Genomic DNA, 17186 nt, shown 5'->3' with positions numbered 1-17186 from the left:
GTCAATTCTCGGTCAGGGTGTCGGTTGTCGCATGGGCATGAAAGGGGCAGCGCGACGGATTGAGCGAGCCTGCTTCCTGCAATTGGTATTGCTTCCATTCGAAGTTGTCGTCCTGGCCAAAAAAGCCCAGGGTTTCCGGCATGACGCCGTCGTTGTAATGCCGTACCCGGTCACGGATGCGGGCGCGGATGCGTTGCCCACTCTCGGTAGCGGCGTTGGCCACTTCGTCAAAGTTCTCCCGCGGATTGATGACGAACGTAATGTGTGCACCCAAGTTGCGGCTCTTCATCTGCCGATGGCCAGGGAAATTCATGTTGATGAACAACGCCATGCCGGCATAACAGAACGACCAGTTGCTGTCGTGCGGGTCAGTGGGAATGGCCTGCGGCCAAGGGTGCGGGTCGCGCGCATGCACCCCGCGCAGTACCTTCCAGGCAAGCGCCTGCTGTTCGGCCAGCGTGCTGTGGGCAGCGGTTTCGAGAAACACCACCAGTGGACTGCCGATGCGTTGCTTGACCGGCAGCGGGGTGACGGTCCGGACGTATTCGGCCAGGCCCTGGGCAATGTCATCGGCCAGTTGTTCGGCACGCGCGAAAAGAATGTGGCAGGATGCGCCGGCCACTGCCTTGCGCCCGAACAGGCAGGGAAAGTCAGGGTTGGCAAGTACTGCACGAAAATGTTGAATGGTGTGGTGCGTCCAATGGTCGGTAGTGCGCACATGTTCAGCGGCCAGCTCTAGCGCGTCCAGGCGATAGCAGTTTCCATAACCCGTAAACATGATTTCCCCAGGTGTAGAAGTAAGTGAGCATTCAGCTCATATGCAGGCAGGTTGCGTAATTATCTTTGTTAGTTAACTGCATTTTCTGAGAGGCTCCTGACGTTGTAAAACGCGTGGAACTATGACCTACTATTAGTCTCACTCATGCTTGGAGGGCATCATGTCGGAACGGATTCAAGCGTTGCATGCCCTGCGCGCTTTTGAAGTGGCGTCGCGTTATGGCTCCTTCACTCGCGCTGCTGAAGAGTTGGCCTTGACCCAGGGCGCGGTCAGCCATCACATCAAAACCCTCGAGGCGATGTTTGGCTGCGATCTGTTCGAACGCCGTGGCCCCAAGCTGAGCCTGACTGAACACGGTCGCCTGCTGGCGCAGGAGCTCAAGGTCGGTTTCAAGATCATCGAGAACGCCTGCGCGCTGCTGCGCCAGGATCGCTACGGGCTGCGCCTGAAGGCCCCGTCGACCTTGACCGTACGCTGGCTGCTGCGCGCGCTCGATGGTTTCAAGAAGCTCGAAGACAACTGCAGGGTGCAGCTGTCCAGCGTATGGATGGACATCGATTCGGTGGACTTCTACTCCGAGCCCTACGACTGCGCCATCCTGCTGGGCAATGGGGTTTTCCCTGCCGACGTGGAAAGCGTCAAGTTGTTCGATGAGTGGCTGATCCCGGTGTGCCATCCCGACTACATGGCGCAGGCACAGCCGGCACTGGCCGATTTGCGCGATTGTGAGTTCCTCCATCCTTCGCCGGACCGGCGCGACTGGCGGCGCTGGCTGGCCCGCATGGACGCGCTGGACATCAGCATCGACCAGGGCCAGGTGTTCGATACCCTCGACCAGGGCATTTCGGCGGCCCAGCAAGGCCTGGGGATCTCGGTGGTCGACCTGGTGCTGGCCACCGCCGACCTGGGCGCTGGGCGCCTGGTGACGCCATTCAAGCATGCCGTGTCGACCGGCGACGGCTACTACATGACCTGGCTGAAGAACAGCCCCAAGGCCAGACAGATGCACAAGCTGCGCGACTTTCTGCTCAGCGAGGTACCCGCGCTGGCCTACAAGGACATCGACTATCTGTACGGCTGATCATCCGTTGCTGGCGCGCTAGCGTAGAATCCTCTTATTTAGCAGAGGTCGACGCGGTGGAGTTGCAGCAGGGTTTTATCCTGACCCGGCATTGGTACGACACGCCCGACGGCACGTGCGTGGAGTTCTGGCTGGCCACCGACGCTGGGCCGCGCCTGTTGCGCCTGGCGCCCCAGGAGTCGGTGGCGTTCATTGCCCAGGCCCAGGCCGAGCATGCACGGTTGCTGCTGGCCAGCGAATCAGGTGCATACCTCAAGCCGCTGCGCCTGAAGGACTTCGATCAGCGCCCGATGCTCGGCCTCTACACCCGTCAGCATCGCCAGTTGATGCAGCTTGAACAACGCCTGCGCACCGCTGGCATCGAAGTACTCGAGGCGGATATTCGCCCGCCGGACCGCTACTTGATGGAGCGCTTCATCACCGCGCCTGTGCAGTTCGTCGGCCGCCTCGATGAGCACGGGGTGTATTGCGAGGCGCAGCTCAAGCCCTCGCCCGGTTACCGCCCAACCTTGCGCCTGGCCTCGCTGGACATCGAAACCAGCGAACGCGGCGAGCTTTACAGCATTGCCGTCGAGGGCTGCGGGCAGCGCCAGGTGTACATGCTGGGGCCTGCCAACGGCTGTGCCGACGCGGTCGACTTCGCCTTGCATTACTGCGCGAGCCGCGCGGATCTGCTGCTGTGCCTGAACCAGTGGATGGCCGAGCACGATCCAGATGCGATCATCGGCTGGAACGTGATCCAGTTCGACCTGCGCTTGCTGCACGAACATGCCCAGGCCCTGCAGGTACCGCTGACGCTCGGGCGTAACGGCGCGCCGCTTAACCTGCGCCGGCACGCTGGCGGTGGCCACGTGTTCGTGGACGCTCCGGGTCGGCTGCTGATCGATGGCGTCGAGGCCTTGCGCGCGGCGACCTGGAGCTTTCCCTCGTTCAGCCTGGAAAATGTGTCGCAGACCTTGCTGGGGGAGGGCAAGGCCATCGATAACCCGTATCAGCGCATGGACGAGATCAACCGCCGGTTCGCCGAGGACAAGCCGGCGCTGGCCCGCTACAACCTCAAGGACTGCGAGCTGGTCACGCGCATATTCGCCCATACCCGGCTGCTCGACTTCCTCATGGAGCGCGCCTCGGTGACAGGGCTGGCGGTGGATCGCAGCGGCGGGTCGGTGGCCGCGTTCTGCCACCTGTATATTCCGCACATGCACCGTTTGGGCTTCGTAGCGCCAAGCCTGGGCAGCCGTGCCGATGAGGCCAGCCCCGGCGGTTTCGTCATGGACTCGCGACCAGGGCTTTACGATTCGGTGCTGGTGCTGGACTACAAGAGCCTGTATCCGTCGATCATCCGTACCTTTCTGATCGACCCAGTGGGGTTGGTCGAAGGCTTACGCCAGGCGGATGACGAGCATTCGGTAGAGGGTTTTCGCGGCGCGCGCTTCTCGCGCACCCAGCACTGCCTCCCGGCGATCGTCGAGCGCGTCTGGCAGGGCCGCGAAGCGGCCAAGCGCGAAGGCAATGCACCGCTTTCCCAAGCCTTGAAGATCATCATGAATGCCTTCTACGGCGTGCTTGGCTCAAGCGGCTGTCGCTTCTTCGACCCGCGCCTGGCGTCGTCGATCACCCTGCGCGGGCATCAGATCATGCGCCAGACCCGCGCGCTGATCGAGGCGCAAGGTTTCCAAGTGATCTACGGCGACACCGATTCGACCTTTGTCTGGCTCAAGAGCAGCCACGACGAAGCGGACGCAGCGCGCATCGGCCAGGCGCTGGTGGCGCAGGTCAACCAGTGGTGGCAGGCGCACCTGCAAGCTACCTTGGGCCTGGTCAGCGCCCTGGAACTGCAATTGGAGGTGCATTACCGACGCTTTCTGATGCCCACCATCCGCGGCACCGAAGAGGGCAGCAAGAAACGCTACGCGGGGCTTGTGCAACGCGCCGATGGCAGCGAGGACATGGTCTACAAGGGCCTAGAATCGGTGCGCACCGACTGGTCGCCGCTGGCTCGGCGCTTCCAGCAGGAACTGTACGGACGGATTTTCCGCGGTCAGCCGTACCGCGAGTATGTGTGTGACTATGTGCGCCAGACCCTGGCCGGTGAGCTCGACGAGCTGCTGGTCTATCGCAAGCGCCTGCGCCGCCCGCTTGCCGATTACCAGCGCAACGTGCCGCCGCATGTACGCGCAGCGCGCCTTGCCGACGAGCACAACGATCGGCTTGGTCGCCCGCGCCAGTACCAGCGCCGCGGCTCGATCAGCTACGTGATGACAACAGCAGGCCCGGAGCCGCTGGAGCATCAGCCATCGCCAATCGACTACGAACACTACCTGGAGCGGCAATTGAAACCCATCGCCGACGCGATCCTGCCCTTCGTCGGCGACGATTTCACAGCGTTGATCGATCGCCAGATGCTGTTGTTCTAGGCAGGTGTTAGCCGGTTAGCTGCCTCGGTATGCGGCCAGACCCTAGCTTCGCGCTTTTCGCCACGCGCAGGTTAGCTCACATGACATCCGCCTCTGAATCACCGATCAGCAACGCGCGGACGCGCGCCACCGAGCAGGGTTATCAAGACCATCTGCTCGCCCAACGCTTACCCACCTGGGTGCACGATTGGAGCCCGGCCCGCGTTGACGTGCTCCATGCGGCGCTGCAGCAGTGCGTCGATGCGCGCCTGCGTCTGCGCGCTCGATGGGCGGCCATCGAACCAATCGATCGCTTCGTCGAGGGCAGGTTGCAGGCAGCGTTGATCGAACGCTACGCCATCGCCGTACCGCTGCGCCAGTTATGGTTTCGCAACGCCTACAAGATACCGCTGTCGAGCTATGCGCCCATCCACGTGCCGCTGACCGAAGAGGTGTACTACCAGGTGCCATTGGTGGAAGCCGCAGTGCGCAACTTCACCGCCTGGCAGGCCGGCGCGGGCGGCTTGCCTGCCCATGCGGGCCTGCGCGACGACGCCAATCGTGAGGTCCCGGGCATCAGCGCCAAGGCCTTCGCACAACTGTGCCGCGAGCTGGATCTGGGCGGCGCTTACCAGCAGCACCTGGACAGCGTGCTGTTGCCTGCGGCGGTGCCGGCCAACGTCAAGGTGTGGCTTGGCGCTCTGGCCGGCAGCAGCATGCTGGTCGACGCGTTCAGGGCGCGCTATCAGCGGATTTTGAGCGATGCGGAACTGCAACTGGTCATCGATCTGTGGCGCCAGGGCAAGCCAGGACGCCTCGACGGTCATCGGGTGATCGCCCGCCAGTTGCAGGTGCTGGGATGCGACCTGCAACAAATCGTGGTGCTCGATGTACGCAACGAAACCTTCGCACCGCTGTACAGCTCGTCCAAGCGGGTGCTGGTTTACATTCCGGGCGATCCGCAGGGGCCCTGGCATGCCCATGACGACCTGCTGAAATTCGTGCGCAAGGTGCTCGGTCAGCGCCTTCGCCAACCAGACTACCAGCGCTTCTTCAGCCGCTTCGTGCGCAGGCGCGACAGCCAGGCGTTTTTCGCCCAGGTGCTGGCAGGCTATGCTGATCTGCCCGTTTGGGCCAACATCGACCTGGATGAAAGCCTGCGCGACTACCCCGCGCCGTTGTTCGAATCCCTGGCCCAGGCGCGCATTGACCAGCTCAAAGATGACGCGGCGACCCTGTTGATGCCGATTGCCCGGCTCGACCGCGCCGTGCAGGCCGCCCACGAGCAGCGCCTGATCGCCGAAGGCTGGACGTTGCTGGGGATGGCAAGCCTGTTTGTCCCGGCGCTAGGCAGCGTGATGCTGGCGGTCACGGCCTGGCAAGTGCTGCAGCAGACGTTTCAGGCGGTCGATGCCTGGCATGCGGGCGCCAGTCGCCAGGCGCTGGTGCATCTGGGGCATGTAGCCAAAGACGTGGCAGTCATGGGCGCGACGGCCGCAGGCCTCGCCGCAGCACAGCGAGTCTGGGCACGCGCCTGGGCGGTAGACAGTCTGGTGCCTGCACAGCTGGAGGATGGTAGCCAGGCGTTGTGGGACGGCGATCTGAGTCCGTACCGCGGCAGCCCGCCAGGGCCAGGCGCCAGGCGTGATGCGCTCGGCGTGCACCGCCTGGGTCCTGAAGCCTGGATTGAAATGGAAGGCCAGTTCTATCCCGTGCGCGAGCCTGTGCACGACGAGCCTTGGCAGCTGTTGCCCATCGCTGGGCATGCTCCACGATTACGGCATAACGGTGCCGGCGCCTGGCGGGGGTGGAGCGAACAACCTGCCGAATGGGACGATGTACCGCGTATGTTCCGACGCCTGGGCGGACGATTTGCAGACCTCGATGCACGGCAGATCCATCAGGTGCTGAACATGCATGAGCTGAGCGCCGATCAGCTGCGTGCGCTTCATGTCTTCAGCCAGGCCCCGTCTGCCGGCTTGATCGACAGCGTGATTCGCAGCCAACTCAGCCGCCGAATCGACCGCTTGCTTGCCAACCTGCGGCGCGGCGGGGCGGTCGCGGACACCATGTTGCTCGCGCATGCCCAGCGCTTGCCGGGCGCAGCGCAGCTTGCAGGAGAGCGCTTGGTCCAGCACGTGATGCAGAATCGACGAGTGCTGTTCCAGCAGGTGTACGAGGCCATCCAGGATACCGAGACGCCTGAGATCACCACGCTGCGCCGGATTTTCCCAGGCTTGCACCACCTGGATGCCCAATACTTGTTGCGCACAGCCAGCGCCGGCGAACGTCAGCGTTTGCACGCCAGTGGGCGAGTTGCGCTGCGTCTGGCAGAAGCTGCCAGGGCTTGCGTGACCCGCACGCGGATCGTCCGCGCGCGGGAGGCGTTGTACCTGGATGTGCCGCAAACGGCTGACCATGCGCGCCTGGCCCTGGGCATGCTCGACCACCTCGCCGGCAGCCAGGCGGTGCCACGGCTGCGGCTATTCGAGGCCAACCTGCAAGGGCCGCTGCTGGCGGCAAACCTGGGCCAGGGGCGCGCCTTCGACCTGCTGCACCGCAACGGCCTTTATCAGCTGCTCGAGGCAAGCGGCCAGGCCGTTGCTGCGCCAGGCGAGCTGTTCAGTGTGCTGGCTGGCGCTTTCGACCAACCCCTGCGCCAGGCGCTGGATCTGGGTTCCCCGTTTGCCGTGGGGCTGCGTTCGGCAATCACCCGCCAGGCCGAAGCACACACGGCAGAGGTGGAGCGCCTGCTGCATCCGTCGGCACGGGCAGCGGCTGGGGCCATGCGGCCTGTGCTGCGCATGGCCGATGGGCGCTTGGGCTATCCGCTTAGCGGCAGGGGGCCAGCGGGCGCGTGGGGCGGCAGGCTGCCGCGCTCGGCCCTGGCGCGTCTGCGCGATCTGTACCCCAGCTTTACCGACGTGCAACTGTTCACCTGGCTCGAACAAACCTCTGGCGCCGGGCTGAACGTCGCCCACGAACTGGCGCGTCTGGAGCGCCAGTACCAGGCCTTGAACGATCGCCTCAACGGCTGGGTGCGCTCGGCCAGCGACGACGCCCAGCGGGATGCGCGGCGGTTTTTCCGGGAAGCCATGCGCGCCTGTTGGCAGCGCCGCGCCGGCGGCGACGCCCATGCCTCGGTATTCAGTGCCAGTTACCGCTGGAGCTTGTACGGCGCCCAGCCCGGGGCGCTGCCTGAATTGCCAGCGAATGTCAGCTTCGACCACGTGCTGGTGGTGTCGATGCGCAGCATGGGCATCGAATCGGTGCCCGACAGCTTCTGGCGGGCGTTCGCCAATGTGCGCATCCTCGAGTTGCCGAATAACCAACTCACGCGCATTCCCCAACCGCTGCTGCAGATGCGTCGCCTGGAATGCCTGGACCTGTCCAACAACCAGATCGTGCTCGACCCTGCGCAGTCGACCATCCTGGCCTGCTGCGAACAGCTCAACTACATCAATCTGGCGTACAACCCGCTCGGTCGCGGCTTTTCCGTCAGTGCACTGGGCCGGTTGGACGAGCTGCACCTGGCCCATACCGAACTTGACCAACTGCCCCACGGTGTCGTCGCGCACCCCCGCCTGCGCAGGCTGGATATTCGCAGTAATCTGATCACGCAACTGCCTGAGGATTTTTACGCCTCGCCGTTGTGGGTCGGCGGTGATGTGCAATTGCGTGGCAACCCGTTGACAGCCGCGCAGGCGCAGCGCCTGCAGCTGGCATTGCGGGCACGCCACCCTGCGCCAGGCGGCGCTTCGCAGGTGGTGCCGCAACGGCTGCGCTGGATGGACAGCATCGGCCAGCAGGCGCGCGTTGAACTGGGGGCCTATTGGGATGAAATGGAAGCCGTGGAAGGTTCAGAGGCGTTCTTCGACTTGCTCGAAGGTCTGCTGAGTACTGCCGAGTATCGCCAACCGCGTGGTCCGCTTGCCCTGGCAAGACGCGTGATGGACATGCTCAAGGTCATGCATGAGGATGGCACGTTGCGCGCTTCGTTGTTCAGCAGTGCCCACCAATTGACCTGCCAGGACAGCGTCGCGCTGCGTTTCGCCGACCTGGAGTTGCAAGTGCTGGTTTGGCGCGCCGAACACGGCGCGGCGGCGGGCCAGCGTGAGCAGGCATTGCTACGCCTGGGTCGGCAGTTGTGGCGCCTGGACGAAGTCGATCGCCTTGCGCTGCTGGATATTCAGGAGCGCCGCCAGGCGGGCAGCGATCCCGATCAGATCGAGGTGATGCTGGCGTATCGAACCGCACTGCGCACCGAACTGGACTTGCCGCTGCAGACCACCGCCATGCTGTACCGGGGTGTGTCAGGGGTCAGCGACGAGCGTGCTGCGCTGGCCCGTGCGCAAGTCCTCGAACGTGAGACTGATGAGCGCCTGGCCGAGTCGCTGGTGGCCCGCGAGTTCTGGCGCAGTTACTTGAGTATCAGTCAGGCTGAGCGGCTGGAGGCGGGTAACGCGCCGTTTCGACAGCGCCTTGACGCGCTCGAGGAAGACCGTGAACAGCCAGAAGCGCAACGGCTGGAGCAGATCACCCAGGTATACACCGAGCAACGCCACGCCGAACACGCGCTGATGCTGCAGATCACGCTCGACGCGCTGTCCATCAGCGCGCCGCAAGCGGACGCATTGACCCTGTGACGGCTAGCACCCTTAGGTGCTAGGTATCTAGCGCCGCTTGCCCGAGGCCGGTTCCTACGCTGGCGTCTCCTCATGCACAAGAGACGCCTCATGGCCACTCCCACCCTTGCACAGGCTCGACTGCCCGGTCCGCTGGACCTGGAGCAGATGTTTCAGGACGATCTGATCGCGCAGCGCTTGCCTGCCTGGCTGCGGGCAGGCAGCCCCCATCAGGTGGCTGCCCTGACCGATGCGCTCAAGCTCAGCCAGTACTTTCGTCAGCGAGTCAACGCCGCCTTGGCCGACCTGCCGAGCATCGAGGCGTTCGCCAAGCCCCGGCTGGAACAAGCGCTCGCCGCGCAGCAGGGCCAGGCGGTTGCCAGCCAGCATTGGAAATTTCTGGCCGGGTATCGACAACCGGTCATCAACTCCCAGCCAGTCGGCGCCCACTTGACCGAAGTGGTCTACCGCGAGATGCCACTGCTGGAAGCCGCGCTGCGTAATTTCGCTGAAGACGAAACCCTAGCTGGCGGGCAACCCAAGGGTAATCGCCTGCTGAACCCGCGCACGCCGCTGGCCAAGCCGTTGCCGGCCACGCAATTTGCCACGCTTTGCCGCGCGCTGGACTTGGGCGGCGCCTACCAGCACTGCCTGGAGCAACGCCTGCGAGCAGCCCCGAGCGCCGAGCGCCCCAGCGTAGCCTCGCTAATGGAGCGCGCCTACCGCCACACGATGCTGGCCGATGCCCACCTGGCCAGGCTGCAAGGAACGTTGACCGACGCCGAGCTTCAATTGATCAGCCGGTTGTGTCAGCTGCATGAGCCCTTGCATCTGGAGGCGAGACCGGTGGTGGCCAAGCGCCTGGCATTGCTTGGGGTGGACCTGGAGCAGATCGTCATCCTCGACGTACTGGACGAAGGCGTGCTGCGCACCACCAGTTGGCGCGTGCTGGCGTACATTCCGGGCGATGCCCAAGGCGCCTGGAGTGCCCATGCCGATCTGCGCCACTTCGCCAATGCACTGGGCAAACGCCTGCGTAACGCGGACTATCAGCGGTTCTTCAGCCGCTTCGTTCGACGCCGGCACAGCCAGGGCTTCTTTGGCGCGGTGCAGAGCGGCTACGCCGATGTGTCGGACCTGGCGAACATCGCTCTGGACGAGCACATGAGCGCTTATCGGCAGCCGTTGTTCGCCCGCCTGGCCGATGCCCGCATCGATCAGCTCAAGGACGATGCAGCGATGATCGCTGTGCCCACCGCCCGGGTGGATCAAGCGGTGCGCCTGGCGCACGATCAGCGCCTGGCTGCCGAGGGCTGGACCCTGCTCAACTTGGCGGGCCTATTCATCCCGGTGTTGGGCGTGGCGTTGCTGGCGGTGTCTGCCACGCAGTTGCTCAGCGAGGTTTACCACGGGGCCAAAGCCTGGCGGGAAGGGGACAGCAGTGAGGCGTTGGATCATCTGCTCAACGTCGCCGGCGACCTTGCCTGGATGGGCGCCACAGCAGCTGGCGTGTCCTTGGCACGGGGTATGTGGGCCCGCTCGCCCTGGGTCGATAGCTTGATCCCGGCCTACCTGGAAGACGGCTCGGTCCGGCTGGTCGACCCACAGCTTGCCCAGGGCTATCGGCAGACACCTGCAGCCGCGGCTCGTGAAGATGCCCTGGGCGTCTTGCATCACGGGGAGCGCAACTGGATTGCGTTGGAAGGCCGTCACTATCCGGTGGCGCAACGCGCCAGCGACGGCCATTGGCAGCTACAGGGCGAGCAGGGCTATTGGCCGCGGTTTCACCACAATAACGCTGGGGCCTGGCGCCTGTGGTTCGAGCAGCCGGGCACATGGTCTGAAACCGCACAGTTGTTTCGCCGCCTGGGCAGCGGGTTTCAAGACCTGCTGCCTGAGCGTATCGAGCAGGTGCTGCTTGGCCTGGGGCTCGACGCCGAACATTTGCGCGCGTTGCACGTCAATCTGCAACCACCAGGCGCGGAGCTGACCGACAGCATGATGCGCGCGCTGCTCAATCAGCGCATCGACGGTGTGCTCGCGGCGCTCGAGGACGACGAACCGGTCACCGACACGCTGCTGCAGCAATGGGCCGAGCATCTACGTGGCAGCCACGGGCTGTCTGGGCGCTCGATCGCCGAGGATATCAGGGCCCAGCGTCGCAGCCTTTTTCAGCTGAGCTACGACGCGCTGCAGCTAACTGATACGCCAGCACTTGCGACACTGCGCCGGCAGTTTCCCACACTGCATCGGCTCGGCGCTGCCGAGCTGGTTGCATCAGCCGGCACCCAGCGAGGGCTGCTGGAGGCGGGGCGGGTACCGTTGCGCCTGGCCCAGCAGGCGCGCTCGATGGCCCGACGCATTCGCCTGGCGCGCGCGGTGGAGGGTTTTTTCATCGAGACAACGCAGCCGGCTGACACGGCGCGGCTGGCATTGGCGCTGGGCGATCAGGTCGCCCAGTGGAGCACTGGGCGCCGTTGGCGTTTGCTCGAGGACGCTCCCCACGGCGTCGAGCTGGCCAGTTACGGTGAGCCTGGCAGCGTCGAATCCTACGATGTGGTGCACCAGCATGGGCGCTTTCAGTTGTATGACGCTCGGGGTCGCGCGCTGGGCGAGGCCGGTGATGTGTTCGACGCCCTGGCCCACGGCCTGGACGAGCGGCATCGGGCTCGCCTGGGTATCCGCCGGCCTGGCGCGCCTGGCCTGCGCCAATGGCTGACCGAGCGCTTGCGGGGCAACCGTGCGCAGGTCGAGCAGCTCCTTGCAGTGCGACCATCGAGGGGCTGGTGGCAACCGCCACGGCGCTTGCCCGACGGTCGCATCGGCTATCCGCTCAGTGGCCGTGGTGCCCGGCGCGGCAGGCCGGCAGCGCTGTTCGCGGTGGTGCGTATGCTGTACCCAGGTTTCAACGATGCTCAGGTCATGGCGTGGGTCAATGATGTGCACAATGGGGGGCAGTCGGTCGAGCGAACCGTTGCTCGTCTGGCGCGCGAGCTCGAAGCGCTGGATATCCACCTGCACCAATGGACGGCCAACAGCGGCGATGCGTCGCAACGCGCCGAGCGCCGCTACTTTCGCGAAACCTTGATCAACTGCTGGCAGCGGCGTGCCACGGTTGGCGCTGATCATCCGCAGTTACCGGAGGGTTACCGGCTCAGCGTCTGGGCAATGGACCTTGGCAGCCTGCCCAGCCTGCCGCCCGCCGCCAGCTTTGCCCATGTGCGCGAACTGTCGTTGCTGGACATGAACCTGGGCGATATTCCGCTGGAATTCCTGCAGGCCTTCCCCAACCTGGAGACCCTGGAACTCTCAAACAATCAGCTGACGCGCTTGCCCCCTGGGCTGCTGCAGATGCAGCGTCTGACCCGGCTGGATCTGTATCGCAACGCGATCGTGCTGGATGCCGAACAGGCATCGCTGTTGGGTAACTGCGAGCGCCTGGAATACATCAACCTGTCGCATAACCCACTGGCGCGAACCTTCCCGCTGTACCGCCTGGAGCGTTTGCGCCGCCTGCACCTTCGGGCAACCGGTCTAGACAGCATTCCCCCGGGGCTGCTGGACCGCCTGGAGCTGTTGGTGGCGGACTTGCGCGATAACCAGATCAGCCATTTGCCCATGCATTTCTACCGTTCGCCCATCTGGATCAGCAGTTCAGTGATGCTGGAGAACAATCCGCTGACTGCAGCTGAAGCCGAACGGCTTCACGTGTTCATGCAAGCCAACGCCATTCCCGAGCTTGGCGCGCTTGCGCAGCAGGGTGCGGCGTCTCGCCAGGCTTGGTTGGATGCTGCCGACAGCACGGAACGCGGCCTGCAATCGTCGACGTGGGATGAAGTCGAGGCGCTGCCCGGTAGCGGCGACTTTTTCAACATGCTGCAGCTGCTGCAAACTGCAGCTGAATTCCAGCAGCGGCCGCAGGCGCTGGCCAATCGTGTGTTCGCAATGATGGGTGCGATGATCGACCATCCCACCTTGGCCGAGGAATTACTCAGCCAAGCGACCGAGACCCTGCATTGCCAGGACGGCGCAGCGCTGTGCTTGAGCAACCTCGAATTGCACATGCTGGTGTGGCGCGCCCGCGCCGACGCCGTGGCCGGTGACAGTCAGGCCGCGTTGCTGCACCTGGGCCGTCAGCTGTGGCGTCTGGACCGCCTCGATCAATGGGTGCTGGCCGACATCCAGGCGCGCCAGGCCAGCGGTGGCGACCCGGACCAAGTGGAAGTGGGCTTGGCTTACCGATTGGCTTTGCGTGACGAGTTCGACTTGCCCGCACAGCCGCAAGACATGTTGTTCGAGGCCGTCTCTGGGGTAAACGCGCAGCGCATCGCCGGTGCTCGTCAGGCCCTGATCGTCGATGAGACCCCGGCCAATCTGGCTGATTCGTTGATCAGCCGCACCTTCTGGCAGGACCATCTGCAAAGCGCTTACCGCGAGCGCTTCGAGGCGCTCGACGCACCGTTTCACGAGCGCCTGGAGCAGTTGACCCGCCAGGCACAAGCCACCGATGAAGCTGATTACACCCAAGGTATGAACGCCATCGGTGATGAACGAGAGCAAGCCCGACGTCACTTGATGCGTACGCTGACCCTGCCTCTGCTCAGCGAGACAAGCGCCCAAGCGGCGGGGATAGGTCAGCCCTAGGCCCTGCTGTGCCTGAGTTTGGACTATGCTCAAGGTAACAGCCGGTGTCGATCTGGCTGTTGCCGGGGGGCTCGCTGAAATGACAGGTTACCTTCTATTACAAGCCTCCCGGGCAACGGTGCATTAGGCTCGCACGTCGGATCTTTCTCCATGATCTGTAGTCTTTTGCTTTATCGAGAGAATAAGGAGATACGCATGCTCGTTCGGTCGCTGACCCTCGCCACCTTGCTCGCCCTCGCAGGCCCACTGTGGGCCGCCGACAGTGATGCACCGCTGGCCAAGGAGGTGGGCAAAGCCCGTCCCCTGGTGGTGATCGCGCCCAGCAGTGCCGACCCAACCCTGCGCGGGTTGAACGAGGCGCTCGAAGACTCCGCCACCCAGGCCGCTTTCAAGGAGCGCAAGCTGGTGCTCTATAGCGTCGCGCAGATGGTCGGTAAACGCGACGACAAGAACCTCGAGCAGCAGACCACCATGGCGTTGATTCGTGAGCTCAAGCTCGGCGCCAGCAAAGGCACCAAAGTCATTCTGGTCGGCATGGATGGTGAGCGGCATGTGCTCAAGGATGATGACTCCGGCGAGAAGATCGATCCGCAGGCCATCCTCAAGGCCGTCGATGAGCTGCCGGCCTCGGAGAAAGCAGCGGTCGCTCCGGAACCGGTAGCCGCCACGCCAGAGCCCAGGGCCAAGGACAGCAAGCCTGGCAAGCCGGCCAAACCTGCGGCGCCGCCCAAGCCACTGGAAGACTGATCGGCGTCAGATGCTTCAGGACAGGCGGGCGAAATGCGCCTGCATGCGCTCGGCGTCGGCCTGCCTGCCACTGAACAGCTCGAACGCTTTCACCGCCTGGAACACCGCCATGTGGCTGCCGTCGAGGGTGCGGCAGCCCAGCGCGCGGGCGGCGCCAAGCAGTTCGGTCTGCAGCGGAAAGTAAATGATCTCTGCCACCCATAGCCGTGCATGCAGCAGGTGCACGGGCAGCGGCGTGCCGGGCAGCTTGGCCATGCCCACTGGCGTGGTGTTGACCAGACCGTCGGCGGCGGCTACTTCATCGGCCAGCGCCGTGCCCAGCACCGCCCGCCCGGGGCCGAACTGACGGGTGAGGTTGGCGACCAGTGCTTGGGCACGTGCCTGATCCACTTCGAACAGCACCAGGCGCTCGACCCCTTCGCTCAAGAGCGCGTGCGCCACCGCCGAGCCTGCACCGCCCGCGCCCAACTGCACGACATGGCGCCGGGTGGCGCCTGGTAGGCCGCGTCGCAGACCCTCGGCGAAGCCCAGGCAGTCGGTATTGTGGCCTATGCGCTTGCCATCCTTGAGGACGACCGTGTTGACCGCACCGATGCCGCGCGCCTCGTTTGACAGTTCATCGAGCAGCGGCAGGATCGCCTGCTTGAACGGATAGGTGATGTTGAGCCCGGTGAAACCTGTGTGCTGGGCGGCGTCGAGTAATTGCGCCAAGGCGCTGTCCGGCAGGTCGAGTTGGTCGGCGTCGATCAATCGGTACAGGTAACGCAATTGCTGGGCATCGCCTTCGTGCTCATGCAGGGCGGGGGTGCGTGACAACTGAATACCGCGGCCGATCAGGCCAGCGAGAATCGCCGATCGACTCATGGGCAGGGCTCCATCAGCAGTTCGGCGAAATGACTCAAGGCCATGCGATAACCGTGGCTGCCCAGCCCGCAGATGACACCGACGGCGATGGAAGACACGAAGGACAGATGGCGAAAGGGCTCGCGCTTGTGCACGTTCGAAAGGTGCACCTCGATGACCGGCACCTCGCTGGCCAGCAAGGCATCCCGAATGGCTACGGAAGTGTGCGTCCACGCTCCCGGATTGATCACGATACCCGCGCAGCGGCCGCGCGCGGCATGGACCCAATCGATCAGTTCGCCTTCGTGGTTGGTCTGGCGGAACTCGAGGCCCAAGCCGAGGGCGCGCGCCGTCTTGGCGCAGTCCTGGGCGATGTCGGCAAGGGTTTCATGACCGTATTGCGTGGGCTCACGGCTGCCCAGCATGTTCAGATTAGGGCCGTTGAGCACAAGGATGAGGGGTGTCATGGGGCATCACTTTGTTGTTGTTGAATGCCCTATGTTTGTACTGGGTGGTTAATTGAGTCAATCGGCCAGGGTGTCGCAGAGGCAGCAAAGTGGGCGATTACCGAACCGCTACGGCTCGAAGGCCGGCAGTGCGGCAAGCTACAAGCGCCAGGCTAAACGCGAACGCGCTTTTACTTGTAGCTTGCAGCTTGCGGCTGTCAGTGGGAGGGGCGCGCTACTGGGTTAGTCTCGTCAGGTGCGTCATCGTGCAAGGAGATGCGTGATGTTTCCGGCAGTGCCAGGCCGCCTACCAGCGCCACCAGGGCGATCGCCACCAGATAGAACGCCGGTGCCAGGCTGCTGCCAGTCTGGCTGATCAGCCAAGTTGCCACCAACGGCGCGGTCCCGCCAAACAAGGTGTAGGCCACGTTGTAGGTAATGGCCGATGCGGTGTAGCGGGTGCGGGTCGGGAAGCTCTCGGACAGCAAGGCCGCGGTCACCACACCGCTGCTCAATGCCCCCACCGCCAGCAGAATGACGCCCAGTAAAGCACCTGTCATCGAGCCGGAACTGGCCAGCCAATAGGCTGGAAAGACGCAGACCATTACCCACAGGCAGGTGAAGCCGATGGTTTTGCGCCGCCCGACCCGGTCGGAGAAAGCACCCGCCAGTGGACAGCCCACGGCGGCGAACAGCAGCGCCACGGTGGTCACCAGCAGGGACTGGGCGCGGGTCAGGTTGCCCACCAGTTGCAGGTAGGTCGCAAAATAGGTGGTGAACATATAAAACGACAAGGCCGTCAGCGAGATGAACATGCCCAGGTTGCGAATCGCCCGGCCATGATTGCGCAGGGTCGCTTTGAGCGGGGAGTGTTCATGCTCCTTGCCTTGGGCCAGGGCTTGGCGAAACGCCGGGGTTTCCTCCATGCGCCAGCGCAGGTACAGGCCCACCAGCCCCAGCGGCGCAGCCACCAGAAACGGAATGCGCCAGCCCCAGGCGGCCATCGCTTCGGCGGACAGGCTGGCCTCCAGCCCGTAAGCGATCACTGCCGCGCAGGCAAAGGCAGAAAAGGTCGAAACCGGTACGAAACTGCCGTAGAACGCGCGTTTGTCGCGCGGCGCGTGCTCCATCAGATAGGCACAGGCCCCGGCGTACTCGCCACCGGCGGAGAAGCCTTGCAGGCAGCGCGCCAAGGTCAGCAACACCGGTGCCGCCAGGCCAATGCTGGCGTAGGTCGGCAGCAGACCGATCAGGGTGGTGGAGCCAGCCATCAACAGGATCGTCAAAGACAGGATGCGCTTGCGCCCCAGGCGATCACCCAAGGCGCCAAACACCACGCCTCCCAGGGGACGCAGGGCGAAGGCTACGGCGAACACAGCGAACGTCTTGAGCAAAGCCACGCTGGGATCGCCGCTGGCGAAGAACTGGCTGGCGATCAAGGTGGCGAGAAAACCATATACGGCAAAGTCGAACCACTCGACGAAGTTGCCAATGGCTGAAGCGGCGATGACCCTGCGCAGGGTGGCGGGTGATACCTCATGCGATGCGGACATACGGAAGCTCTCCGGTTCCATGGGCAGCCTGGAAGAATGTGGCGCGCTCAGGCGCGCCATCGTTGTTATCGGC

9 protein-coding genes are annotated in these 17186 nt (G+C 64.2%); 5 read left to right on the top strand and 4 right to left on the bottom strand.

Translation table 11 applies throughout. The features are described from left to right. Position 1: 1 nt before the first annotated feature. The gene (locus tag ACLEJW_RS04690; protein WP_145187177.1) at positions 2 to 778 is read right to left on the bottom strand and encodes a YqcI/YcgG family protein; all 777 of its coding nucleotides are present in this window, start codon (positions 776 to 778) and stop codon (positions 2 to 4) included. Between the two features lie 160 nt (positions 779 to 938). On the opposite strand from ACLEJW_RS04690, the gene ACLEJW_RS04685 reads away from it, so the two are divergent. From ACLEJW_RS04685 to ACLEJW_RS04665, 5 genes are all read left to right on the top strand, one after another. Then, positions 939 to 1859 carry a LysR substrate-binding domain-containing protein gene (locus ACLEJW_RS04685; protein ID WP_440777060.1) on the top strand — a complete coding sequence of 307 codons (921 nt, stop codon included), beginning with the start codon at positions 939 to 941 and terminating at the stop codon, positions 1857 to 1859. Between the two features lie 56 nt (positions 1860 to 1915). Further along, on the top strand, positions 1916 to 4276 hold the full coding sequence (locus tag ACLEJW_RS04680) for a DNA polymerase II (protein WP_440777059.1): 2361 nt from the start codon (positions 1916 to 1918) through the stop codon (positions 4274 to 4276). A gap of 80 nt (positions 4277 to 4356) precedes the next feature. After that, complete coding sequence (locus ACLEJW_RS04675) at positions 4357 to 8901, top strand: NEL-type E3 ubiquitin ligase domain-containing protein (RefSeq protein ID WP_440777058.1); 4545 nt, start codon at positions 4357 to 4359, stop codon at positions 8899 to 8901. Positions 8902 to 8991: 90 nt separating this feature from the next. Then, the gene (locus tag ACLEJW_RS04670) at positions 8992 to 13524 is read left to right on the top strand and encodes an NEL-type E3 ubiquitin ligase domain-containing protein (RefSeq protein ID WP_440777057.1); all 4533 of its coding nucleotides are present in this window, start codon (positions 8992 to 8994) and stop codon (positions 13522 to 13524) included. Between the two features lie 195 nt (positions 13525 to 13719). Continuing rightward, positions 13720 to 14271, top strand: coding sequence for a DUF4174 domain-containing protein (locus tag ACLEJW_RS04665; RefSeq protein ID WP_440777056.1), 552 nt, complete (start codon positions 13720 to 13722; stop codon positions 14269 to 14271). A 15-nt stretch (positions 14272 to 14286) separates the two neighbouring features. Here the strand turns inward: ACLEJW_RS04665 and ACLEJW_RS04660 are convergent, their stop codons facing one another. From ACLEJW_RS04660 to ACLEJW_RS04650, 3 genes are all read right to left on the bottom strand, one after another. Beyond that, positions 14287 to 15135: a shikimate dehydrogenase gene (locus tag ACLEJW_RS04660; RefSeq protein WP_145187159.1), complete on the bottom strand. Its 849-nt coding sequence runs from the start codon at positions 15133 to 15135 to the stop codon at positions 14287 to 14289. After that, entirely contained in the window at positions 15132 to 15581 is a 450-nt protein-coding gene (gene aroQ / locus ACLEJW_RS04655; RefSeq protein WP_145187156.1) for a type II 3-dehydroquinate dehydratase, read from the bottom strand. The genes ACLEJW_RS04660 and aroQ overlap by 4 nt, the downstream gene beginning before the upstream one ends. 197 nt (positions 15582 to 15778) lie before the next feature. Next, positions 15779 to 17113: an MFS transporter gene (locus ACLEJW_RS04650; RefSeq protein WP_313299482.1), complete on the bottom strand. Its 1335-nt coding sequence runs from the start codon at positions 17111 to 17113 to the stop codon at positions 15779 to 15781. Between the last annotated feature and the right edge of the window lie 73 nt (positions 17114 to 17186).

It is taken from the genome of Pseudomonas sp. SMSB3 (assembly GCF_052041965.1).
GTDB lineage: Bacteria > Pseudomonadota > Gammaproteobacteria > Pseudomonadales > Pseudomonadaceae > Aquipseudomonas.
Note: the sequence above shows the minus strand (reverse complement) of the source record. Positions and strands in the feature narration are given on the sequence as shown.